21 protein-coding genes are annotated in these 20,982 nt (G+C 72.0%); 3 read left to right on the top strand and 18 right to left on the bottom strand.

Features of this window, described 5'->3' with window-relative positions; genetic code table 11:
* Positions 1-37: 37 nt before the first annotated feature.
* The 3 genes from AB1K54_RS08585 to AB1K54_RS08595 form a co-directional block, all read right to left on the bottom strand.
* Positions 38-889: an ABC transporter permease gene (locus tag AB1K54_RS08585; RefSeq protein WP_371202334.1), complete on the bottom strand. Its 852-nt coding sequence runs from the start codon at positions 887-889 to the stop codon at positions 38-40.
* A complete protein-coding gene (locus AB1K54_RS08590) occupies positions 886-1,785 on the bottom strand; it encodes an ABC transporter ATP-binding protein (RefSeq protein WP_371202335.1) in 900 nt (299 codons plus the stop codon). The genes AB1K54_RS08585 and AB1K54_RS08590 overlap by 4 nt, the downstream gene beginning before the upstream one ends.
* Before the next feature lie 107 nt (positions 1,786-1,892).
* Entirely contained in the window at positions 1,893-2,225 is a 333-nt protein-coding gene (locus tag AB1K54_RS08595; protein WP_371202336.1) for a hypothetical protein, read from the bottom strand.
* 92 nt (positions 2,226-2,317) lie between these two features.
* On the opposite strand from AB1K54_RS08595, the gene AB1K54_RS08600 reads away from it, so the two are divergent.
* A complete protein-coding gene (locus AB1K54_RS08600) occupies positions 2,318-3,517 on the top strand; it encodes a pyridoxal phosphate-dependent aminotransferase (RefSeq protein WP_371202337.1) in 1,200 nt (399 codons plus the stop codon).
* 69 nt (positions 3,518-3,586) lie between these two features.
* Here AB1K54_RS08600 and AB1K54_RS08605 read toward each other — a convergent pair whose 3' ends face one another.
* The 12 genes from AB1K54_RS08605 to AB1K54_RS08660 are packed head-to-tail and all read right to left on the bottom strand — an operon-like array spanning position 3,587 to position 15,459.
* The gene (locus AB1K54_RS08605) at positions 3,587-5,086 is read right to left on the bottom strand and encodes a serine protease (RefSeq protein ID WP_371202338.1); all 1,500 of its coding nucleotides are present in this window, start codon (positions 5,084-5,086) and stop codon (positions 3,587-3,589) included.
* 44 nt (positions 5,087-5,130) lie between these two features.
* Complete coding sequence (locus AB1K54_RS08610) at positions 5,131-6,267, bottom strand: UDP-N-acetylmuramate dehydrogenase (protein ID WP_371202339.1); 1,137 nt, start codon at positions 6,265-6,267, stop codon at positions 5,131-5,133.
* Between the two features lie 3 nt (positions 6,268-6,270).
* A complete protein-coding gene (locus tag AB1K54_RS08615) occupies positions 6,271-6,675 on the bottom strand; it encodes a MaoC/PaaZ C-terminal domain-containing protein (protein WP_371202340.1) in 405 nt (134 codons plus the stop codon).
* Positions 6,672-7,118: a MaoC family dehydratase N-terminal domain-containing protein gene (locus AB1K54_RS08620; RefSeq protein WP_371202341.1), complete on the bottom strand. Its 447-nt coding sequence runs from the start codon at positions 7,116-7,118 to the stop codon at positions 6,672-6,674. Before AB1K54_RS08620 ends, AB1K54_RS08615 begins: the two co-directional genes overlap by 4 nt.
* A 59-nt stretch (positions 7,119-7,177) precedes the next feature.
* On the bottom strand, positions 7,178-7,975 hold the full coding sequence (locus AB1K54_RS08625) for a sulfite exporter TauE/SafE family protein (protein WP_371202342.1): 798 nt from the start codon (positions 7,973-7,975) through the stop codon (positions 7,178-7,180).
* Positions 7,975-8,895, bottom strand: a complete 921-nt coding sequence (locus tag AB1K54_RS08630; protein WP_371202343.1) for a DUF2510 domain-containing protein — start codon at positions 8,893-8,895, stop codon at positions 7,975-7,977. Before AB1K54_RS08630 ends, AB1K54_RS08625 begins: the two co-directional genes overlap by 1 nt.
* Positions 8,896-8,927: 32 nt before the next feature.
* Positions 8,928-10,067, bottom strand: coding sequence for a zinc-binding dehydrogenase (locus AB1K54_RS08635; RefSeq protein ID WP_371202344.1), 1,140 nt, complete (start codon positions 10,065-10,067; stop codon positions 8,928-8,930).
* Between the two features lies 1 nt (position 10,068).
* Positions 10,069-10,797, bottom strand: coding sequence for a phosphonatase-like hydrolase (locus AB1K54_RS08640; RefSeq protein ID WP_371202345.1), 729 nt, complete (start codon positions 10,795-10,797; stop codon positions 10,069-10,071).
* Positions 10,797-11,921: a TIGR03364 family FAD-dependent oxidoreductase gene (locus AB1K54_RS08645; RefSeq protein WP_371202346.1), complete on the bottom strand. Its 1,125-nt coding sequence runs from the start codon at positions 11,919-11,921 to the stop codon at positions 10,797-10,799. The genes AB1K54_RS08640 and AB1K54_RS08645 overlap by 1 nt, the downstream gene beginning before the upstream one ends.
* Positions 11,918-13,663, bottom strand: a complete 1,746-nt coding sequence (locus AB1K54_RS08650) for a PhnE/PtxC family ABC transporter permease (protein WP_371202347.1) — start codon at positions 13,661-13,663, stop codon at positions 11,918-11,920. The genes AB1K54_RS08645 and AB1K54_RS08650 overlap by 4 nt, the downstream gene beginning before the upstream one ends.
* Positions 13,660-14,490, bottom strand: coding sequence for a phosphonate ABC transporter ATP-binding protein (gene phnC, locus AB1K54_RS08655; protein ID WP_371202348.1), 831 nt, complete (start codon positions 14,488-14,490; stop codon positions 13,660-13,662). Before phnC ends, AB1K54_RS08650 begins: the two co-directional genes overlap by 4 nt.
* A gap of 33 nt (positions 14,491-14,523) precedes the next feature.
* Positions 14,524-15,459 carry a phosphate/phosphite/phosphonate ABC transporter substrate-binding protein gene (locus AB1K54_RS08660; protein ID WP_371202349.1) on the bottom strand — a complete coding sequence of 312 codons (936 nt, stop codon included), beginning with the start codon at positions 15,457-15,459 and terminating at the stop codon, positions 14,524-14,526.
* Between the two features lie 191 nt (positions 15,460-15,650).
* Between AB1K54_RS08660 and AB1K54_RS08665 the strand changes: the two genes are divergently transcribed.
* The gene (locus tag AB1K54_RS08665) at positions 15,651-16,400 is read left to right on the top strand and encodes a GntR family transcriptional regulator (protein WP_371202380.1); all 750 of its coding nucleotides are present in this window, start codon (positions 15,651-15,653) and stop codon (positions 16,398-16,400) included.
* A gap of 86 nt (positions 16,401-16,486) precedes the next feature.
* Here the strand turns inward: AB1K54_RS08665 and AB1K54_RS08670 are convergent, their stop codons facing one another.
* From AB1K54_RS08670 to nhaA, 3 genes are read right to left on the bottom strand one after another with little or no spacing between them, the layout of a single operon-like run.
* The gene (locus AB1K54_RS08670) at positions 16,487-16,852 is read right to left on the bottom strand and encodes a UBP-type zinc finger domain-containing protein (RefSeq protein WP_371202350.1); all 366 of its coding nucleotides are present in this window, start codon (positions 16,850-16,852) and stop codon (positions 16,487-16,489) included.
* A gap of 44 nt (positions 16,853-16,896) precedes the next feature.
* Entirely contained in the window at positions 16,897-18,516 is a 1,620-nt protein-coding gene (locus AB1K54_RS08675; protein ID WP_371202351.1) for an FAD-dependent oxidoreductase, read from the bottom strand.
* 22 nt (positions 18,517-18,538) lie between these two features.
* Positions 18,539-20,440: a Na+/H+ antiporter NhaA gene (gene nhaA / locus AB1K54_RS08680; protein WP_371202352.1), complete on the bottom strand. Its 1,902-nt coding sequence runs from the start codon at positions 20,438-20,440 to the stop codon at positions 18,539-18,541.
* Positions 20,441-20,540: 100 nt separating this feature from the next.
* Here nhaA and AB1K54_RS08685 point away from each other — a divergent pair, with 100 nt between their 5' ends.
* Positions 20,541-20,969, top strand: coding sequence for a GIY-YIG nuclease family protein (locus AB1K54_RS08685; protein WP_371202353.1), 429 nt, complete (start codon positions 20,541-20,543; stop codon positions 20,967-20,969).
* Positions 20,970-20,982 lie beyond the last annotated feature (13 nt).

Raw genomic sequence — 20,982 nt, forward strand, 5'->3', positions numbered from 1 at the left:
CCGCGCCGTGCGTCGGCGGGGACGGGGCATCGTCAGGCTACGCGTCGCGCCTGATCCAACGGAAGGTGACGCGCGAGAGCACCGCGCCCACGACCAGCCACGCCGCGAGCGCCACCGCGACGCCGACGAGGTTCCACTGGCCGTGCTGCTCGAGCGCGGCGTACTCGTCGGGGAGGAAGACGGCGCGCATGCCCTGGGCCATCCACTTCAGCGGGAAGATCCCGGCGACGTTCTGCAGCCACTCCGGCAGCTGCCAGAACGAGAGGTAGACCCCTGAGACGAACTGCAGCGCCAGCGCGATCGGCACGACGACCGCCGTCGCGCTCTTGCCGGTGCGCGGCGCCGACGACAGTGCGACGCCCAGCAGCGCCGAGGTGGCGATGCCCAGCACGAACACCCACGCGAACGTCGCCCACCGGCCCGGCTCGGTCGGCAGCTCGACGCCCAGCACCGCGGCGGCGAACGTCAGCAGCACGGCCGCCTGCAGCACGCCGGTGACGGCGACCTGCCCGATCTTGCCGAGAAAGTAGCTCACCGGCGACAGCGGCGTGCCGCCGAGGCGCTTGAGCATGCCCTCGGAGCGCTCGACCGCGATGTCCATCGCGAGGTTCTGGAAGCCCGACAGCAGCAGGCCCGCCGCGAGCATGCCTGGCAGGTACAGCGCGGCGATCGACATCGCCGGCGCATCCGGCGACAGCTGCACGTCGCCGTCCGCGCCGAACGCGACCGAGAACAGCCCCAGCATGAACACCGGGAACAGGAACGTGAAGAAGAGCGTGTCTGCCGAGCGGAAGTACTGCGTGATCTCGAACCGCGCTCGCCACGCGCCTGTCGCAAGCAGGCCCCGCGTGCGCACGGGTCGGATTCCGGATGCCGCGACCGCGCTCATCGGACCGCTCCGCTTCGCGCGACCGGCGCCTGAGCCGCCGGGCCGGTCCCGGTCTCGGTCTCGGCGACCAGCGCGAGGTAGGTGTCCTCGAGCGTCGGCCGCGCGATCTCGAACTGGTCGATCGGAACGCCGTTGCGCTGCGCCCTGGCCGCGGCGAACGCGAACGGGTGCGGGGTGCGCTCGTGTCGCGGCATGCCTCCCTCGATCCAGCGCACGATCGGCAGGTTCGCCTCCGCGCCGCCGATCGTGGCGACCGGTCCGATCGCCCGCAGGCGCCCGGCGGCGACGACCGCGACGCGATCGGCGAGCTGCGCGGCCTCGTCGAGGTAGTGCGTCGTGAGCAGGATCGTCGTGCCGTCGGCCTTGAGCGAGCCGATCAGCTCCCAGAACTCGCGCCGGGCCTGCGGATCGAAGCCCGTGGTCGGCTCGTCGAGGAACAGCACCTCGGGCCGCCCGACGATGCCGAGCGCCACGTCGACGCGCCGCCGCTGTCCGCCCGAGAGCTTCGAGACGCGGGCCTTCGCCTGCGACTGCAGGCCGACCGCCGCGATCACCTCGTCGACGTCGCGCGGGTTCGGGTAGAACCCGGCGAACTGCCCCAGCATCTCGCGCACCGTGACCGGGCCCGCGTGAGCGGTCGACTGCAGCACGATCCCCAGCCGCGCCTTCCAGTCCAGGCCGCCCGAGCCGGGGTCTGCCCCGAGCACCGAGACCTCGCCGCCGGAGCGCCGACGATAGCCCTCGAGGATCTCGACGGTCGTCGACTTGCCGGCGCCGTTGGGCCCGAGAAGGGCGAACGTCTCGCCGCGCGCGATGTCGAACGACACATCGTCGACCACCGCGCGATCACCGTAGTTCTTCCGCAGGTTGCGCACCCGCACCGCATTGGTGTCCATGCCTCCAGGCTCCCGCGGGGGCGGGGCCTGTGGCAGCGGTCATCGGTCGGAACCGGCATCGGTCATTCGGTGGATGCCCCGGCCCGCCGATCGGCGGCGCGTCAGCGTCAGCGCCGGCCGGTGTCCGCCGAGCCGCGCAGGGGTCCGAGTGCCTGTTCGGCGTCCTCTGCCCGCGCGATGCGCTGGCCGCGGATGCCGCCCGCGAGGGCCCACGCCAGCAGCCACACGCCCGAAAGCCCCATCAGCGTGTACGAGACCCGCATCGCGGCGTCGATGTCGAGCAGCACCAGCAGGCTGCCGAGGGCCAGCAGACTCCCGACGATGGCGCCCCCCGCCCCGACCCGCGTCACGACGCAGCCCTTCGCGAGCCACCACGTGATGCCACCGGCGGCGATCAGGACGAGCGCGAATGCGATGGCGTTCCAGATCCAAGGGCCCATGCGCACACGGTACCGCGACCCGGCGCCGCGCGGTACCGTGTGCGCCTGCGCGCGGGTGCGCTCCCCAGCGCGTCGCGACTACGCTCGTACGCGTGACCGAACGCCCTCCCCTGTCCCGCAAGCTGTCCGCCATCGCCGAGTCGGCGACCCTCAAGGTCGACGCGAAGGCCAAGGCCCTCCAGGCCGCCGGCCGACCGGTCATCTCCTACGCCGCGGGCGAGCCCGATTTCGCCACGCCGCAGTTCATCGTCGACGCGGCGGCCGAGGCGCTGCGAGACCCGGCGAACTTCCGCTACACGCCCGCGACCGGGCTTCCGGCGCTGCGCGAGGCGATCGCCGCCAAGACGCTGCGCGACTCGGGACTCGAGGTCGACCCGTCGCAGATCATCGTCACCAATGGCGGAAAGCAGGCGGTGTACCAGGCGTTCCAGGCGGTCGTGAACCCCGGCGACGAGGTGCTGCTGCCCGCCCCGTACTGGACGACCTATCCCGAGGCGATCGCGCTGGCCGACGGCATCCCCGTCGAGGTGTTCGCCGGAGCCGACCAGGACTACAAGGTCACCGTCGAACAACTCGAGGCCGCGCGCACCGAGCGCACCACCGCGCTGGTGTTCGTGTCGCCGTCCAACCCGACCGGGTCGGTGTACACCGCCGAAGAGACCCGCGCGATCGGCGAGTGGGCGCTCGAGCACGGCATCTGGATCATCTCGGACGAGATCTACCAGAGCCTCGTCTACGAAGGCGTGCGCGCCGTCTCGATCGTCGAGGCGGCACCGGAGGCGGCGGCCCAGACGATCCTCGTAGGCGGCGTCGCCAAGACCTACGCGATGACCGGGTGGCGGCTGGGCTGGATGGTCGGCCCTGCGGACGCCATCAAGGTCGCCGCGAACCTGCAGTCGCACCTGTGCTCGAACGTCAACAACATCGCACAGCGTGCGGCCCTGGCTGCCCTCACCGGCCCTCAGGACGAGGTCGAGCAGATGCGCCAGGCCTTCGACCGCCGCCGGCGCCTGATCGTCGCCGAACTGTCGAAGATCGAGGGCGTCACCGTGCCGAACCCGCTCGGCGCGTTCTACGCCTACCCCGACGTGCGGGGCCTGCTCGGCCGCGAATGGGACGGCGTGCGCATCGACACCTCGCTCGAGCTCGCCGATTTCATCCTGGAGCGGGCCGAGGTCGCAGTCGTGCCGGGCGAGGCCTTCGGCCCCTCCGGCTACCTGCGCCTGTCGTATGCGCTCGGCGACGACGCCCTCCTCGAGGGCGTGCGGCGCGTCCAGCGGCTCTTCGCGTAGACGGTCGCGCGAGCGAGTCGCCGCGAAAGGTCGGGTGCCGCGGCGAGTCGCCGGAAAGCGACGGGGCCGTTACGGCGCGGGGATGTCGACGCGGGCGACGGGCGACGGGTTGCCGGCCTCGTCCTTGCTGTACACGCAGTACACGGCGGGCAGGTCGGCGGGGTCGATGATGAGCGGGAAGAAGGGCGCCGGCTCGAACGCGTCGAGGTCGTCGCAGTCCACCTCGCCGGGCGGCCCCCAGACGAAGCGCGTCGCCGTCAGCTCGGGCGGGTCCATGTGGGGCTGCACCAGGATGCCCGCGCCCAGGTCTTCGACAGACGCCCCGGCCGGCACGACCGGCGGTGTGCGATCGACGGCGAACAGCACGGTGGCTGCCGCCGCGTAGGCGTCGCCGCGCACAGCGCACAGGAGGAACCGTCCCTCCTCTTCGGGCAGCTCGACCGCAACGCGCGTTCCCGCACGTTCCCACGCCTCGGTCGCCGCGGGCAGTTCGGCGGGAGCGGAGCCCGCGTAGGTCGCCTCCGCCGTGCATGCGCGCGCGTCCCCAATCGGCACGACCGCGGTGCGCACGACGCCGGCCTCGCGCCCGACCAGGCTGGCCGCCGGCATCCGATCGAACGCGTCGGGAAGGCCGCCGCCCCGGAACGAGCCGCCGCCCTCTTCGGCCCAGATGTCGGAGTACGGCAGCGGGCACTCCCCTCCCAGCGCGAACTCGCCGGTCGCTCGGTCGAAGCAGCGGCCGATCCCGGCGACGCTCTGCGCATAGCTCGTCTCCGGCACCAGCCGCGCCACCGCGTCTTCGACCTCGCACGGCCGGTTGAGCCAGCACTCACCGCCCTCGCGGGCAGCCCACGTCGTCGTGTTGACCACCGCGACGATCGCCTCGGGGTCGCCGCCGGCGTCGAGGGCGAGCAGCGGGGATCCACTCGATCCCTGCACGATCCCGGGGCAGTCGTTCGACCACACCCCGAACCACAGCCAGAAGAACTCGATCACGGTGTGCTGCGCGCCCAGGGTGCATTCGCTGCGGCGCAGCACCCACTGGTCATCGGTGAGGCCCTGCACGGGCACGCCGATGTTGGTGACCGCGGCGCCTTCCTCGGGCTCGGCGTCGGCGATCGCGATCGGCGCGACCCCGACCGCCTCGAGCTCGCCGAGGCGGGCATCCAGCCGAACGATCGCGGTGTCGGTGTGACGCATGGTCGAGTAGGCGATCTCGACGACGTCGGTCGTGAGGGTCGAGTCGAGATTGCCCTCGGCACGGAAGAACTCGGCCGTGCCCGACCACTCCATGCTCACGGTCGTCTTCTGTGCGGGGCGGCCGATGTCTCCGACGCAGTGGCCGTTGGTCAGCACGTACGCGGGTCCGTCCGGCACTCCCGTGTCGACGAGCGTGCCCGTGCAGTTCGACCCCGCCGACATCGTCGCCACCGCGCCGAAGCGCTCGAGCTGGTCCAGCGCCAGGGGTTCGGCGAGAGGAGGCAGCCCGAAGTCCTCCTCCGGCGCCGGGGTCGGGGTCGTCTCGGCCGTGCATCCGGCGATGAGCAGCACGGCCGCCACGGCCGCCACCGCCGCGATCCTCCCCCGCATCCCGCACCCCCTCAGGGCCGAGACTACAGCTCGACGCCCACCAGCACCGGCTCCGGTTGCAGCAGCAGTCCGAACTCGGACTGCACCCGGCCCTGGATGTACCTCGCGAGTTCGGCGAGCTCGGCGGCCGTCGCGCGGCCGCGGTTGGTGAGGGCGAGCGCGTGCTTAGTAGACAGGCCCGCACGCGACATCGGCAGCTTGAACCCCTTGCGAATGCCGGAGTTCTCGATCAGCCAGGCCGCGCTGACCTTGACCGCGGGGTCGTTCGTCACAGCCTGCGGCACGTACCCGGAGTACGCCTCGAGCGGGATCACGAGGTACGGGTCGGCCTCGGGCACGAGGGCCCAGCGCGGGCACTCGGGCGGCAGCGTGCGCGCGAACGCGGCCGTCACGATCGCGTTCTGGAAGAACGATCCGGCGCTGCTGGTGTCGGGGTCGGCCGGATCGAGCACCATGCCCTTGCTGCGGCGGGTCGCGAGCACGCGCTCGCGCACCCAGGCCAGGGACACGGATGCCCCGTCCGCGAGCCCGAGCGCCGTGCGCAGCTGCTCGCCGCCGACGACGCGCTCAGACGGGCCGATGTCCTCGAGCTCGAGCGTCACCGAGACGATCACCGCGGACCGCGCGGGTGCGGAGCCGTAGTGCTCCTTCAGCACCGACGTGCGAAATCCGAGTCCCAGCTCGTCGGCCGGCACGACGACCGGCTCGGATGCTCCCTCGTCGAGCAGCTCGACCTCGACGAGGGTCTGCACGATCTCCTGGCCGTACGCGCCGATGTTCTGCACGGGGGCCGCGCCCACGGTGCCGGGGATGCCCGACAGCGCCTCGATGCCGGCGAGGCCTTCGGCGACCGTCCATGCGACGAGGTCATCCCACGTGTGCCCCGCCTGGGCTCTGACCCGGGCGAAGCCGGGCCGGGGCGAAGGCATCCGCTCGACACCCTTGGTGAGCACGCGAACGACGGCGCCGTCGAACGGCTCGTCGCCCACGAACAGGTTGGAGCCGCCGCCGAGCACGAGCCACGGCCAGCCGTCCGCCCACGCCTCGCGCAGCGCGTCGACGAGGTCGGCCGGAGTGTGCGCGTCGAACATCCGCGCGGGGATGCCGCCGGTGCGCAGCGTGGTGAGCTGCGCGAGCGGGACGGGGGTCACCTCGGGCATCGTTCAGGCGTGCCGGACGCGCACCTGCGCCTTGCCCAGAACGACGGTGTCATCGTGCGTGACGGTGAGGTCGATGCGCGCGCCCTCGTCGTCGACGGCACCGACCTTCGCGACGACCGAGACGGTGGCCCCTTCGGCGGGGTCCACCACGATGGGGCGCGTGAAGCGCACCGCGTACTCGAGGATGCGGCCCGCGTCGCCGAGCCACGGCACGATGGTCTCGACCGCGAGGCCCATCGTGAGCATGCCGTGTGCGAGCACGCCCGGAAGTCCCACCGAGGCGGCGACGTCGTCGCGGTAGTGGATCGGGTTGAAGTCGCCCGATGCCCCGGCGTAGCGCACGAGCGACTCGCGCGTGAGGTGAACCTCGCGCTCGGCGACGACCTCGCCGACAGCCGGCGCGGTCATGCGTCGCCCCCCACCAGCAGGATGGATGTCGCGGTGACGACGTGGTCGCCCGCGGAATCGGTGATCTCAGCCTGGCTTGTGACCATCGCGTTGCCGCCCATCGTGCGAAGGCCCGTCACCGCGAGCGTCGCGACGAGCTCGTCGCCGGCCACGATCGGCCGCGTGTAGCGGAAGCGCTGCTCGACGTGCAGCACGCGAGACAGCTCGATGCCCGCGTCGGGCTCGGCGAGCAGCTGCTGCAGCGTGAGGTCCTGCACGACCATGGCGAAGGTCGGCGGTGCCACCACGTCGGCATAGCCGAGGGCCTGCGCTGCCGCAGGATCGGTGTGCTGCGGGTCGTCGGCGAACACGGCGCGCGCGAACTCGCGCACCTTCTCGCGGCCGACGAGGTAGGGCGCCGTCGGGGGGAAGACGCGCCCGACGAGCTCGGGGTTCACTGGCACCGTCTCATCTTACTGAGCGCGCGCGCACCCGCCTGCGGGCAGCGGCCCGAATCCAAGCCTCAGCCCCGCTGCGCGCGGATCGTCCGCAGCGCCATCTGCCCCGCGATGAACGTCAAGAAGATCGCGAACAGCACGTTGCCCACCAGCGGATCGATGAGCGTCGCGATCCATGCGCCCAGCGCGGACGTCGTGCACGCCGCACCGCCGATGCACGCGCCCGCGACGAGGTCGACGTTCTTTCGGCGGATGTTGCCGACGGTGCCCGAGATCGCCGTCGGGATCATCATCAGCAGGGACGTGCCCTTGGCGATCAGGTCGCTCGTGCCGAACAGGATCATCAGCGCCGGCACGACGATGACCCCGCCGCCGACCCCGAGGAGCCCGGACAGGATGCCGGTCACCACGCCGAGCGCCGCGAGCGCGAGGCCCGTGCCCCATGTGAGGACGAGGTTGGCGTCGCGCGAGGGCACGACGACGAACAGCATCACGATGACCAGCACGAGGAATCCGATGAAGCACCACCGCAGCACGACCTGCGAGATGCGGTGGATCAGCCACGTGCCGATCTGGGCACCGATCACCGCGAAGACGGCCAGGATCAGCGCGGGAATCCATTCGACCGACTCGGCGAACGCGTATGAGATGACGCCGACGGCGGCGGTCGGCACGATCGCCGCCAGCGACGTGCCGGCAGCCAGGCGCTGGTCGAAGCGCAGCAGCAGCACCAGCAGCGGCACGATCACGGTGCCGCCGCCCACCCCGAACAGCCCCGACAGCAGGCCCGCGGCCAGGCCGATGCCGATGCACGCGGCAAAGAATCGCACCGTCCGTGGATGGTGCGCGCCGGGGGTCGTCATCATTCGGTCGTGATGTCGTCGATCAGCCAGCCCGATCCGTCCGAGATGAGCGTGTAGCGGTAGTGGTCCTCGATCGGGACCGGTCCCGACTGGTCGATCAGGCTGTCGTAGGCCTCGGTCGTGGCGATCACGATCTGTTCGCCCGAGTGCTCGATCGCCGTCACGGTGAGCTCGTAGCCCTCGACGGTCGCGGCGAAGTCATCGGCCGCGCCCTCGAACGCCTCGCAGGTCTCGAACGCGAACGACGTGCGCAGCGCCTCGGTCGTCGCCGCCTGGAATTTCACGCAGTCGCTCGTCTGCCATGCCTCGTCGTAGAGCTCGACGGCCGCGACGGCGGCCCGCTCCCCCTCGGCGGCCGCCTGGGCGTTCGAGCGGGCGTTGAACATGAGGCTCAGCGGGATGAGGACCGCGGCGACCGCGATGAGCACGAGCAGAACGATCCCGACCACGAGCCAGACGATCCACGCCTTGGACTTCTTGGGATCGGTCGCCGAGATGAAGCCCCCGGTGGGCGCGCCCTGCCCGGTCGGGTACCCCAGGGGATAGGCGCCGGGCGCAGCGGAGGCGGCCACCGGATACGGCTGCCCAGGCGCGCCGCCCGCGAAGCCGTCAGGTGCGGGCACGCCCGGGTAGGCGGGCGCCTGCGGCTGGGTCGGCCCGGGGGCGGCCGAGTCGAGCGCAGCCGGCGCTGCCGCGGCGGTCGCCGCGGCGGCCTCGAGCTGGTCGAGCGACTCGACCACCTGCACATCCTCGATGATGGGCCTTCCGGTCGGCGCCGCCGGCGCCGCGTCGAATGAGTCGTCGGCTGCCCTGACCGGAGCCTGCAGAGGCTGCGCGTGCTCGGTCCAGGTGGTGCCATCCCACCACCGCAGAGCGCCATGTCCGTCGTCGTACCAGCCGGGTGGGGTCGTCGTCGTCATATCCGCAACCCTACTCCAGGCCCATCGCCGGGTCAGGCGCGAGGGTCCAGCGCGACCCGCACCGAGCGCCCGGAGCGAGCAAGCGCGATGGCGTCGTCGATGCGCGAGAGCGGCAACGTAGGACCGACCAGTTCGGCGAAGGGATACTCGTCGCAGCGCTGCCGCAGGAACGCGACGGCTGCGACCAGGTCGAGCGGCGTGTAGTTGTGCACGCCCCGGATCGTCGTCAGCCGGCGCACGAGGTTCTCGGGGTCGATCGCCACGGTGCCCGACGGGAAGACGCTGCCCACGAGGATGACGACCCCGCCGATGCCGATGGACTCGAGCGCCGCAGACACGGCCGTCGACGCCCCGGAGGCCTCGATGACGACGCCCAGCTCGTCGACGCCGATGCTCGCCAGAGCGCGGGCAAGGGCATCCGGTTCGAAAGGATCGACGACGGCCGAGGCGCCAAACCGTGTCGCGAGCGCGCGACGATCAGGGTCGGGGTCTGACACGACGACGCTCGCCCCGCGGTCGGCGGCCATCGCCGACGCGGTGAGCCCGATGAGCCCGGCTCCCGAGACGAGCACGGCGGCTGCGTCGACGTCGACGACCTGGTCGGCGCGGTCCACGGCCGCCCACGCGGTGGCCGCGGCGCACGAGGCCGGCGCCAAGACCGCTGCGGGCGCCGTCTCGCCGACCCGCACGATCGCGGTGCCGGCCTTGAGGTGCACGTGCGTGGCGAAGCCGCCGGTGAGCTCCCACCGTGCGGCGATGCGCTCGTGCCCGTACTTCGTGCCGGTGCGGCACTTCTGCCGCAGGCCCCGCCGGCACCGGTCGCACGCGCCGCAGCTGGCCATGACCGACCACACGACGCGGTCGCCCACGAGCAGTCGCGACCCGTCGACGGTGCGCACGTCCGGGCTGCCCATCGCCACGACGCGTCCGACATACTCGTGCCCGAGCACGAGGGGCACCGGCGCCGAGCGGTGCCCGGCGACCGTGTGCACGTCCGAGCCGCACACCGTCGCCAGCTCGACCTCGACGAGCGTCTCGCCCTGGCACAGGGCGACCCCGGGCACGGCGATCGCCTCATGCGGACGGTTCTGACCGACCCACACCATCGCGGTGGCGGGCGGGTCGAGGGTCACTTCGCGGGTCGGGCGGCTCACGACCGCCGGCGTGGCCACGTCACACCCACAGCGCGGGGATCGCCCGCAGCCCGGTGACGTCGTCGAGGACCGCGTGCGCTCCCGCGGCGCGCAGCGCCGACGCGGAGTGCGCACCGCTGCGCACACCGACCACGATGCCGGCGCCCGCCGCCAGCCCGCTCGCGATGTCGCTGGTCGTGTCGCCCGCGACGGCGACGGATGCCACCTCCGACGTCCGCGTGCGCAGCAGCGCCGCGAGCACCAGGTCGGGCGCGGGCCGCCCGCGACCGGCGTCGATCGGCGACAGCGCGGCATCCGCCAGGCCCGTCCAGCCGAGGGAGGCGAGGATCGCGTCGCGCGTGGCGGGGGCGAACCCGGTCGTGAGGACCACCGAGCGCCCGGCGTCGCGCAGATCTTCGATCAGCGCGCGGGCCCCGGGGATCTCGCGCGCGCCCCCGTCGGCGACGATCTCGGCGTAGGCGTCCTCGAAGGCCGCCGCCCCCGCCGCGGCGAGCTGCTCGTCTCCGCCGGACAGATGACGGAAGACGTCGATCTTCGACTGCCCCATGGTCTGGCGCACGTACGCGAGCGCATCGGGCCACGGCATCCGCTCTGCCACCGAGGTGCGCTCGGCGGCGCGCTCGAACGCGCGCTCGACCACCCCGTCGTCCTGCACCGTCGTGCCGGCCATGTCGAGCACGACCAGCTCGATCGGCGCGGCGGCGCTCAACACGATCACGGCGTCCTGGGCCGTCCGGGTCTCGGGCATCAGGGGGTTCCTTTCGGGGTGGGCTCGGCGACCGTGCCGAGCAGGGGTGCCAGGGTGGTCTCGGCAAGGCCCAGACCACAGGTCATGCCGATGCCGGTGGTCGCTGCGATCACGTGCACGCCGGGCTCGGGCTCGGCGACGAGGACGTCGTCCGGCCCGCTCGCGTAGAGGCCCTGCCAGCGCTCGACGACCCGCGGCGCGACGCCGAAGAGCGCCTCGAACTCGGCCAGCAGTAGGCGCGCGGCGGACTCCGGCTGGAACGGCGGGATGGCCTGTCCGCGCACGTGCGTGTCGCCCACGAGGATCGAGCCGTCGGGCAGCTGTGTGTACATCTGGTTGAGGTCGAGCTCGGCGAGGTCCGGCCGGTCCTCCCGCAGGCGCGCACGAAGGGCGTCCGCCTGGGGCAGCACCGCGAACCGCCCGTAGCGCACGAGCGACCATCCGGTGAGCACGGGCGCCGGAAGGCTCACCCCGGCGGCGCGCACGCGCAGCATGTCCAGCCCGCAGCGCACCAGCTGCTCGCTCTCGGCGAGGTCGGGCAGCAGCTGGTCGAGGTCGTGGTTCACGCAGACCACGATCGTTTCCGCGTCGATCGCGCCGCGCGTCGTCTCCAGGCGCCCGGTGCGCACGGAGCCCGCCGCGGTCCGCAGTCGCATCTCGACCCCGAGACCTGCGAGGTGGGCGCGGATCGCCGCGGTCGCCGCGCGAGGGTCGGTCTGCAGGTCGGGCTCGACATGCGCACCGCCGACCGCGCCGCGCACGGGCAGCGCGCGTTCGAGCCGGGCACGATCCAGCAGTCGGATGCCGCCGCCCTCGGCCGCGGCAACGAGCAGCTCCTGCTCGTCGGCGTGACGGGCCACGACCAGCGTGCCCGACTCGCGCACCCAGAACCCGGCGTCGCGCGCGAGGCGAAGCCACAGCTCGCGTGACGCGTCGGCGTAGACGCGGGCCGCGCCCTGCTGCGCCCCGATGCAGAGGTGGCCGAAGTTGCGGATGCTCGCTCCGCTCGGCTCGGCGCAGCGATCGACCACGACCACCCGCAGCCCTCGTCGCGCGGCCGCGTACGCGGCGCCGAGGCCCACGATCCCGGCGCCCACGACGGCGACATCGAACCGGTCGTTCACCGGAACACCTTCCTCATCCACATGGCGAGACCTTCGACGGCGAGCACGACCACGAGGATCATGAGGACGATGGCGGTCACCATGCCGTAGTTGGATCCCTGGCTCGCGTTGAGCAGGTAGTACCCGATGCCGCCGCCGCCGACGATGCCGAGGATCGTCGCGGCGCGGATGTTCGTGTCGAGCACGTAGAACCCGTGCCCGATGATCGCGCGCGTGCCCTGCGGGATCGTCGCGCCGAGGTACACCTGCGTGCGCGTCGCGCCCGTGGCGAACAGGGCGCGCTCGGGGCCGCGGCGCACCTCTTCGAGAGAGTCGGCGACCAGCTTGCCGAGCAGGCCGATGCTGCCGAATGCGAGGGCGAGCGTTCCCGCCTGCATGCCGAGGCCGGTGATCACGATGAGCACGATCGCGAGGATCGTCTCGGGGATGCCACGGATGCCGACCAGGAGCAGCCGCGCGGCGCCGCGCACGGCCCCGTTCGCGGCGACGTTGCGCGCGGCGAATGAGCCGATGATCAGCGACGGCGCGAGGGTGAGCAGCGTCGCAGCCAGCGCGATCGCGATCGTCTGGCGCATCGCCTCGAGCATGACCTCGCTGCCGTAGACCCCGAACGTGGGCGGCCACAACTGCACCGCGACCGCGGGGATCTTGGCCCAGAAAGTGAAGAAGTCGCCCCAGTTGATCTGGCACACCCACACTCCGCCGACGACGACCGCGAACGCGACCCACCCCGCGACGACGTTGCGCACGCGCACGGCGGTCCACGGGCGGCGCACCGCCGTGTCGGGGGACGCGGCCCAGGCGGGGCGCGCGGCCGAGGCATCCGTCGTCCGGCCCGCACGGGCACGCGCCGGGCGCACGCGGCCCATGAGGCGGTCGGCCCAGCTGCCGCGGCTGCCGGCTGAGCCGAGCATCGCGGCGCGGATCGCGCTCGAGACGATCTCCATCACGACGCACAGCAGAAAGATGACCAGGGCGATCCCGAGGCCCAGGCCGTAGTTGAGCGACTTGAACGCGAACGACATCTGCAGGCCCAGGCCCGCGACGCCGACGTAGCCGAGCACGACCGAGCCGCGCAGGTTGATGTCGTTGCGGTGCAGCACGGTCGCCACCCACGACGGCAGCACCTGGGGAAGCACGCCGCTTGTGAACTCCTGCAGCCTCGAGCCGCCCGCGGCGCGGATCGCCAGGCGCGGGCCCTCATCGATCTGCTCGATCGCGTCGGCGAACATCTTCGAAATCATGCCGATCGAGTGGATGCCGATCGCGAGAATGCCCGGAAGCGCGCCCAGCGAGAACATCAGCACGAACACCATCGCCAGCACGACATCGGGCAGCGCCCGCGTGAGCACGCCGAAAAAGCGCGCGGCGGCGCGCCACCCCGCCCCGGGGGTGGTGTTCGATGCCGCGAGGTAGGCGACCGGCACCGAGATGACCGCGGCCAGCAGCGTGCCGGTGAGCACGAGGCCCACCGTGAGGGCGATCTGCCACGCGAGCTCGGCGGGTTCGGGCAGGCGCAGCCCGCCGACGCGGGCGAGGAAGTTCTCGGCGTTGGACCAGCTCGCGAGCATCTGCGGGATCGAGATGTCGACCTCGACCAGGGCCGCGATCGCGAGGCCGAGCAACGCCAGAAGGGTGAGCCCCGCGGCGATGCGCTCGGGCGAGACGCGGCGGCGCGGCGCGCGCTCGGCGACGCTCGGCCGCACGGGCGGGGTCTTCGGCGGGGCGACGGTGGTCGTCATCGCGCGGGCTCCTCGACCTGCAGGAGCTCGGCTTCGACGGCCTGGAGTTCGGCGGTGGTGGTGGCCACCCGCCCGTAGATCTCCATGACCTGCGCCTTGGTGAGGTCGGCGGTGGGAAGGTCGAGCACGACCCGGCCGTGCCGAAGGCCGACGATGCGGTCGGCCCACGAGATCGCCAGGTCGACCTGGTGCAGGCTGCACACGACGGTCAGCCCCTCGTCGGCGGCGATCTCGCGGATGAGGGCCATCACCTGATCGCTCGACTCGGGGTCGAGCGAGGCGACCGGCTCGTCGGCCAGGAGCACCTCGGGGTTCTGCATGAGCGCGCGGGCGATGGCGACCCGCTGCTGCTGGCCGCCCGACAGCGTGTCGGCGCGCTGGTACGCGCGGTCGAGCAGCCCGACGCGGTCGAGGTGCTCGAGCGCGGTGAGCTTGCGCGAGCGCGGGTAGGACCACAGGCCCAGGCGCGGTCCGGCGACCGAGGCGAGCGACCCGGTCAGCACGTTCTCGAGCACCGTGAGCGAGGGCACGAGCTCGAACTGCTGGAAGATGAAGCCGACGCGGCGGCGCAGGGAGCGCAGCATCCGTCCCCGCAGCGTCGGCACCTGCTCGCCGAGCACCTCGACGGAGCCGGAGGTGGGAACCTCCAGCCCGTCGAGGTGCCGCAGCAGGGTGGATTTTCCGGAGCCCGACAGACCGAGCAGCACGACGATCTCGCCGCGCGTCACGGTGAGCGACACGTCTTCGAGGGCGGTCGTGGCGCCGAACCTCTTGGTGAGGCCGTGCAGGCCGACAACTCGTTCGGGGGTGCTCGTCGTGCTTGTCATCGTCGTCTCCGAGATGTGGTCAGTGCGCGCAGGTCAGCCCTGGCACTGGGTGGCGTTCGTCTCTTTGCAGATGTCGCGGATCAGGTCGTAGTACGCGTCGTCGACGGGCTTGGTGGCGTAGAACACGTCGCGGAAGCCCTCGGTGTCGGCGCTGTCGACACCAGCCGCGATGATGTCGTCGATCGTGATCTCGCCGAGGATGTCGGTCAGCTGCGCCTTGAGGTCGTCGGGGAGCGTGTCCGAAACGACGATGGGCGCGCCGGGCACCATGGTCTTGGCGATGACCTTGACCTTGTCGGATGCCTCGGCCTCGCTGTCTTCGGCGAAACCGGCCTCGCACTCGACGCCCTCACCGGTCTTCTGCACGCTGACGTCGTGCTTGCCGGCGAACACCGGGGTGACGTCGGTCTCGGGGTCGATGCCGACCTGGAGCAGGTTGTACGACGGGAACAGGTAGCCCGAGGTCGACGACGGGTCGACGAAGCAGACCTTCAGGCCCTTGAACTGCTCGATCGAGGTGATGGAGCTTGCCGCGGGCACGATCGCCTCGGAGTAGTAGCCGGGCTCCTGACCCTCTGCGGTGACGATCGACGAGATCGGCGTGATCTTCGCGCCGTTGTTCGTCGCGGTGACGTAGGTGAAACCCGAGAACGAGGCGACGTCGATCTTGCCGGCGATCGCCGCCTCGATGAGCGCTGCGTAGTCGGTCGACTCGTGGTACTCGACCGTCTTGCCGGTCTCGGCCGCGATGTAGTCCATGAGCGGCTGGTAGTTGGTCTCGGTGTCGGCCGAGTCGGGCACGACGCCGAAGACCAGCGTGTTCTCGTCGACGGCGAAGCCCGCGGCAGCGTCGGCCGAGTCGGGGGCCGAGCCGGTCGCGTCGGCCGAGCTGGAGCATCCGGCGATGCTGAGAGCGAGGAGTGCGGCGCCGGCGAGGGCCAAGGGCGCTGTGAGTGCACGGAGGTTCATGACTGCCTTTCGGGTGTGATTGCGAAGGAACCTCCAGCACTCTCGCACCGCGTCCCGGGAGATGTATGCCTACGTTCGGACAATTAAGGACGTGTTCACCTACGTGCCGATTTGGTGAACTTGTCGTTTGCGGCTTCCGCGGCACCATTCCCCCTCTCGCTCGCGGCAAGTAGTATTCCTATGTGGCCGATATGGTGTACAAGCAGATCGCCGACGATCTGCGCGCGCGCATCGCGACAGGGCAGCTCGCCCCGGGCGACGAGGTGCCCACCGAAGCCGAGCTCGCCCAGCGCTGGCACTCGTCCCGAGGGCCCGTCCGCAACGCCCTCGCGACACTGCGCCTCGAGGGGCTGATCGAGACCACGCGCGGCCGGCCGGCCCGCGTGCGCGAGCGCAAGGCCCACCAGGCCGTCGACGTGTCGATCCCCTTCACGCGCTGGGCGCTCGAGATGGGGGCGGCACCGGGCGCCCTCACCCAGGAGGTGAGCCTGCGGCGGGCCGACGCCGCGAAGGCCGCGCAGCTCAGGATCGACGAGGGCGCTCCGGTCGTCGACGTGCTGCGACTGCGCCTGCTGGACGGCCGGCCCACGATGCTGGAGCGGCTCACCTACGTCGAGGCGGCGGGGCGGATGCTGTTCGACGCCGACCTCGACGCGATCTCGATCACCGCGCTGCTGGACCGCAACGGCTTCCCGAGCATGTCCATCGACCACGAGATCGACGCGGTCGCGGCCGACGACACCGACGCACGCCTGCTGGAGGTCGCCGCGGGCTCGCCGATCCTGCGGCTGCAGCGGGTCACGCGCGGCCCGGACGGCACGACGTTCGAGGCGTCCGACGAGCGTTACCGCAGCGACATCGTGCGCTTCACCGTGTCGGCATCCGGCAGCTCGCGTGACGGAGACGCCTACCTGCGCGCGCTCGGCAGCGGCAACGCCTGATCCTGTCCACCGTTTCGGCGGGGACCCGAATGCGCCCCTCGGGAGCGTGACGACCGAGCGCCGTCGCGCGGCATCCGCCTCGACGGCTACCGCTGCCGCTGCTGGGCGGCCGCCTCGAGGCGGGCGCGCCAGTCCGCCGGCACTCTGCCGGCCGGTCCCGGCGACGGCTGCGTGTCAGGGCGGCTCGTGGGCGGTGCCAGTGCGGGGCCGGATGCCTCGACCTGCGCCTCGTAGTCCCACCACCACTGCTCACCCGGCTCGAAACTCTGCACGTAGCGGTGCCCGGTCCCGCGCGCGTGCGCGGTCGCGTGCTGCCCGAGCGACGAGTCGCAGCATCCGACGTGCCCGCACGCCGCGCACCGCCGCAGGTGCCACCACCAGCCCTCGACAGCGTCGCACTCGGCGCAGCCGGTGCCGCTCGGCGCAGCGGTGACGTCGATGTCGGCGTCCATGGTCCTCATTCCCCTGTCGGCCGGCGGCGGGTGGCCGGCAGGTCCTAGTCCGCGAGCGCGCGATGCACCGACGCGACGGCGCTCGACCCCTCGCCGACGGCTGCGGCGACGCGCTTCATCGAGCCGCGGCGCACGTCGCCAGCCGCGAAGATCCGGGGCGTCGAGGTCTCGAACGGCAACGGCTCGCGGCCCATCCGCTGCCACCGCTCGAGGGACTGCTCGAGGATGTCGGTGCCGGTGCGCAGGAACCCCTCGGCGTCGCGGTCGAGCGCGGGCAGCCACCCGGTCGCCGGTTCGGCGCCGATGAAGCAGAACAGCCCCCGCGCGTCGATCTCGCCCACGGTGTCGATGCTCACCCGTTCGAGCACGCGGTCCCCGTCGAGGCCGACCACGCGCGACCCGGTGTGCACCTCGACGCGCGGGTCTTCGAGCAGGCGGTCCACGAGGTACGACGACATGCGGCTGCCCAGGTCGTCGCCGCGGACGACCAGGTGCACGGGGCATCCGTTCGCCGCGAGGTACAGCGACGCCTGCCCGGCAGAGTTCGCGCCGCCGACGACGACCACCGGCGACTCCATCACCTGGCGAAGCTCCAGCGGGGTCGCGGCGTAGTAGATGCCCGCGCGCTCGAAGTCGCCCCAGCGATCGAGCTCGAGCCGGCGGTACGCGGCGCCCGAAGTGATCACCGCCGTGCGCGTGCGGATCGTGCGACCGTCGGCGAGGGTGACGTCGAGGAGCTTGTCGACGGACTCGAGGCGCACGGCCTCGCACGGCGCGTACACGCGCACGCCGAACTTGAGCGCCTGCAGGCACGCCTGGCCGATCAGACTGCCGCCGCTCACTCCGAACGGGAAGCCGAGGAAGTTCTCGATGCGCGACGTGGCGGCGGCCTGGCCGCCGGGGGCCACCGCGTCCAGCAGCACCGTCTCGAGTCCCTCCGAGGCGCCGTAGATCGCCGCCGCGAGCCCGGCGGGCCCGCCGCCGACCACGACCAGGTCGACGACCTCGTCGGCTTGGGCCTGATAGCTCAGGCCCAGTCGCTCGGCGACGATGCCGGGCGTCGCGTTGCGGATCGGCTCGCCCTGCACGAAAGCCACCGGCAGGTCGTCGACGGTGATGCCGTGGCCGTCGAGCGAGCCGAGCTCGCCCGGGGCCAGTTCGACGGCGGCGTGTACGAGGTCGATCCGCTCGGCGAAGCGGCGCAGCGCCAGAAAGTCCGACGAGGTGCGCGAGCCGACGAGCTTGAGCGTGAGGGCGGCCGGGCCGCGGCGCAGCGACTCGCGACGCGCCCACAGCGCGTGCAGGACGATGTCGCACAGGTCGTCGTCCTCGGCCATCAGGCGGCGCAGCTCGGCCCTGGTCACCCGCAGCACCCGCGAGGGCATCGACGCGCGCGCCGAGAGGAACGCGCCCTGCCCGTTGAGCAGGCTCAGCTCGCCGACGAACGTGCGCGGACCCATGCGGGCGATCACGGCCTCTTCGATCCAGAACAGCGAGTCGCGCACGACCTCGATCTCGCCCTCGTCGACGAGAACGAGGTCGTAGTCGCGGTCGCCGGAGCGGAACACGTACTGACCGGCCTCGACGCTCTCGGGCGTGCCGAACGCGCACAGCCGACTCCACTGCGCGTCGGTCAACGCGGGCTGCTGGATCGGATCGGACACATCGGCTCCTATCGAGATCAGGCTAGTCAGGGCGGACGGTCAGCGGGGCCGTCTGCGCGGAATCCGCCTCGCCCGCCCCGAGCGCCCGGATCAGCGACTGCGCGTCGTAGGGGCCGGTGTGCCGGCGGCCGTTGATGAAGAGCGTCGGCACCGATGTGATTCCCATCGCCTCGGCATCCAGCATGTCGTCGCGCACGCGGCCGGTCACCTCGGGCGAGGTCAGATCCCGCTCGAACCTGTCGACGTCGAGTCCGAGCTCACGGGCCAGGCGCACGATGTCAGAGGGCCGCTGGTTGTCCTGATCGGCGAACAGCCCCCGCTCGAAATCGAAGAACTTGCCCTGCAGCGCCGCCGCCTCGGCCGCCTCGGCCCCCGCGAGCGCGTTCGGGTGGTACTGCTCGAGCGGCGCGTGGCGCCACACATAGCGCAGGCGGTCGCCGAGCTCGCCGACCACCTCGTGGATGGAGCCCGACGCCTTGAGGCAGAACCCGCACTGGAAGTCGCCGTACTCGACGATCGTGAGCGGCGCGTCGGGCGAGCCGAAGATGTGGTCGCGCGCCGGGTCGACGGGGCGCACAAGGGTCTGCCCCGGGTCGACATCGGTGCGCAGGGCGTCTGAGATGCGGAACACGATCGTCGCCAGGACGAAGGCGATGACGGATGCCGCGAGCACGCCGACCCGCGCCTCGTTCTGCGCCGCGGAGTCATCGATGGCGAGGTCGACGATGAACAGCGAGATCGTGAAGCCGATGCCGCACAGCGCGGCGCCGCCGGCGAGGCGGTCGAGGGTGAGGCCGGGCCCGAACTCGCCGATGCGCAGCGCCTTGAGCGCGGCGGTGGAGCCGAACACGCCGATCAGCTTCCCCGCGACGAGACCGGCGACGATGCCCCACGTGAGCGCCGACCCGGCCGCGCCGGCGAGGATCTCGGGGCTGAGGACGACGCCGGCGTTCGCGAGGGCGAACAGCGGCAGGATGACGTAGGCGACGTACGGCGCGTATGCCGACTGCAGCCGCTCGTTGATGCTGATCGACTCGCGCAGGCTGTTGGCGGCCGCACGCGCATACTCGGAGTTCGGCGACTGCCGGAACGTGCGGGCCAGGTCGAGGGCGTGCTCGACGTCGCGGCGGTCGGGCCGGTACACCGGCACGAGCAGCGCGATCGCGACCCCGGCGAGGGTGGGGTGCACGCCCGACGCGAGGAACGCCAGCCACACGATGATCGCGAGCGTCGCGTAGACCGGGCCCCGGCCGCCGCGCAGGTATCGCGTGAAGTAGACGCCGGCCAGGCCCAGCGCGGCGATCGCGAGCGGGAGCGGCGTGAAGTCCTCGGTGTAGACGAGCGCGATGATGCTGAGCGCGCCGATGTCGTCGACGACGGCGAGGGCGAGGAGAAACACGCGAAGACGCCCGGGCGCGCGCGGCCCGATGAGCGCGAGCGCCCCGACGAGGAAGGCGGTGTCGGTCGAGATCACGATCCCCCACGCGCCGGCGTGGCCCGTGTCGGCGGCGATCAGCGCGAAAAGCAGCGCCGGGATCGCGAGCCCCGCAACCGCCGCGACCACCGGCACGACCGCCCGCGACCAGCTCGTGAGCTCTCCGATCGCGAACTCGCGGCGCACCTCGAGCCCGACGGTGAAGAAGAAGATCGCCATGAGCGCGTCGTTGACCAGGGCGTGCAGGGTGAAGTCGAGTCGCAGGTCGCCCACCCCGACGCTGAGGTGCGTCTCCCAGAACGACTCGTACGATCCGGTGGAGACGTTCGCCCACACGATGGCCGCGGCGGTGGCCAGCAGCAGCAGGAGCGCGCCGATGCGGTTCTGCCCCATCGCGCGGATCTTCTCGGCGATCGAGCGGCGCGTACGCGACCGTGCCTGCACCTGCTCGGGCTCAGGCGAATGCCCGATGGTCGTCAGCTCCGCCATAGGTCCTGATTGTGCTCGCCCAGACAGCGCGCGGACAACCCCACGGCATCGGTCGCCTGCGCGGGCGCGCGAGGTCGGAGCCCCTGCGTAGCCTTCGGGGATGAACGCACCCCTGCCGAGCCCGTGTCTGCTGTGCGGCGCGTCCCGCGGCGAGCGCGTCGCCCGGCGCTGGCACTGCGCGGTGTGCGGGTGGCGCGTGGGCGACGTGCCCGACCCCGAGCTGCCCCTGCCGCGTGTCGAGGTCGTCTACTACCTGCGCTTCGCCGAGCGGGTCAAGATCGGCACGTCGTCGCAGCCTCGCATGCGCCTGGCGGCGATCCGGCACGAGAAGCTGCTCGCGTTCGAGCGCGGCGGGCGCGGCCTCGAGCGCGCGCGACACGCGCAGTTCGCGCACCTGCGCGAGGGCGGCGAGTGGTTCACGGCCGATGCCGCGCTCCTCGCGCACGCGCAGGCCCTCGCCTCGGGCGCCGACCCGTGGGACGCCTACGCGCGATGGTTCAGCGAGGCGCTGCGCGAGAGGAGCGCCTAGCCTCGGCCGGCGT

The organism is Microbacterium sp. BWT-B31 (assembly GCF_041379855.1).
In the GTDB taxonomy this organism is placed as follows: domain Bacteria; phylum Actinomycetota; class Actinomycetes; order Actinomycetales; family Microbacteriaceae; genus Microbacterium.

Bases quoted from the DNA above. Each gene is read 5' to 3' on its own strand.
- AB1K54_RS08685 (WP_371202353.1), top strand. From the start codon at position 20,541: ATGAACGCACCCCTGCCGAGCCCGTGTCTGCTGTGCGGCGCGTCCCGC.
- AB1K54_RS08640 (WP_371202345.1), bottom strand. From the start codon at position 10,797: ATGCCCGAGACCCGGACGGCCCAGGACGCCGTGATCGTGTTGAGCGCC.
- AB1K54_RS08590 (WP_371202335.1), bottom strand. From the start codon at position 1,785: ATGGACACCAATGCGGTGCGGGTGCGCAACCTGCGGAAGAACTACGGT.
- AB1K54_RS08660 (WP_371202349.1), bottom strand. From the start codon at position 15,459: ATGAACCTCCGTGCACTCACAGCGCCCTTGGCCCTCGCCGGCGCCGCA.
- nhaA (WP_371202352.1), bottom strand. From the start codon at position 20,440: ATGGCGGAGCTGACGACCATCGGGCATTCGCCTGAGCCCGAGCAGGTG.
- AB1K54_RS08615 (WP_371202340.1), bottom strand. From the start codon at position 6,675: ATGACCGCGCCGGCTGTCGGCGAGGTCGTCGCCGAGCGCGAGGTTCAC.
- AB1K54_RS08665 (WP_371202380.1), top strand. From the start codon at position 15,651: ATGGTGTACAAGCAGATCGCCGACGATCTGCGCGCGCGCATCGCGACA.
- AB1K54_RS08595 (WP_371202336.1), bottom strand. From the start codon at position 2,225: ATGGGCCCTTGGATCTGGAACGCCATCGCATTCGCGCTCGTCCTGATC.
- AB1K54_RS08625 (WP_371202342.1), bottom strand. From the start codon at position 7,975: ATGACGACCCCCGGCGCGCACCATCCACGGACGGTGCGATTCTTTGCC.
- phnC (WP_371202348.1), bottom strand. From the start codon at position 14,490: ATGACAAGCACGACGAGCACCCCCGAACGAGTTGTCGGCCTGCACGGC.
- AB1K54_RS08630 (WP_371202343.1), bottom strand. From the start codon at position 8,895: ATGACGACGACGACCCCACCCGGCTGGTACGACGACGGACATGGCGCT.
- AB1K54_RS08585 (WP_371202334.1), bottom strand. From the start codon at position 889: ATGAGCGCGGTCGCGGCATCCGGAATCCGACCCGTGCGCACGCGGGGC.
- AB1K54_RS08610 (WP_371202339.1), bottom strand. From the start codon at position 6,267: ATGCCCGAGGTGACCCCCGTCCCGCTCGCGCAGCTCACCACGCTGCGC.
- AB1K54_RS08670 (WP_371202350.1), bottom strand. From the start codon at position 16,852: ATGGACGCCGACATCGACGTCACCGCTGCGCCGAGCGGCACCGGCTGC.
- AB1K54_RS08650 (WP_371202347.1), bottom strand. From the start codon at position 13,663: ATGACGACCACCGTCGCCCCGCCGAAGACCCCGCCCGTGCGGCCGAGC.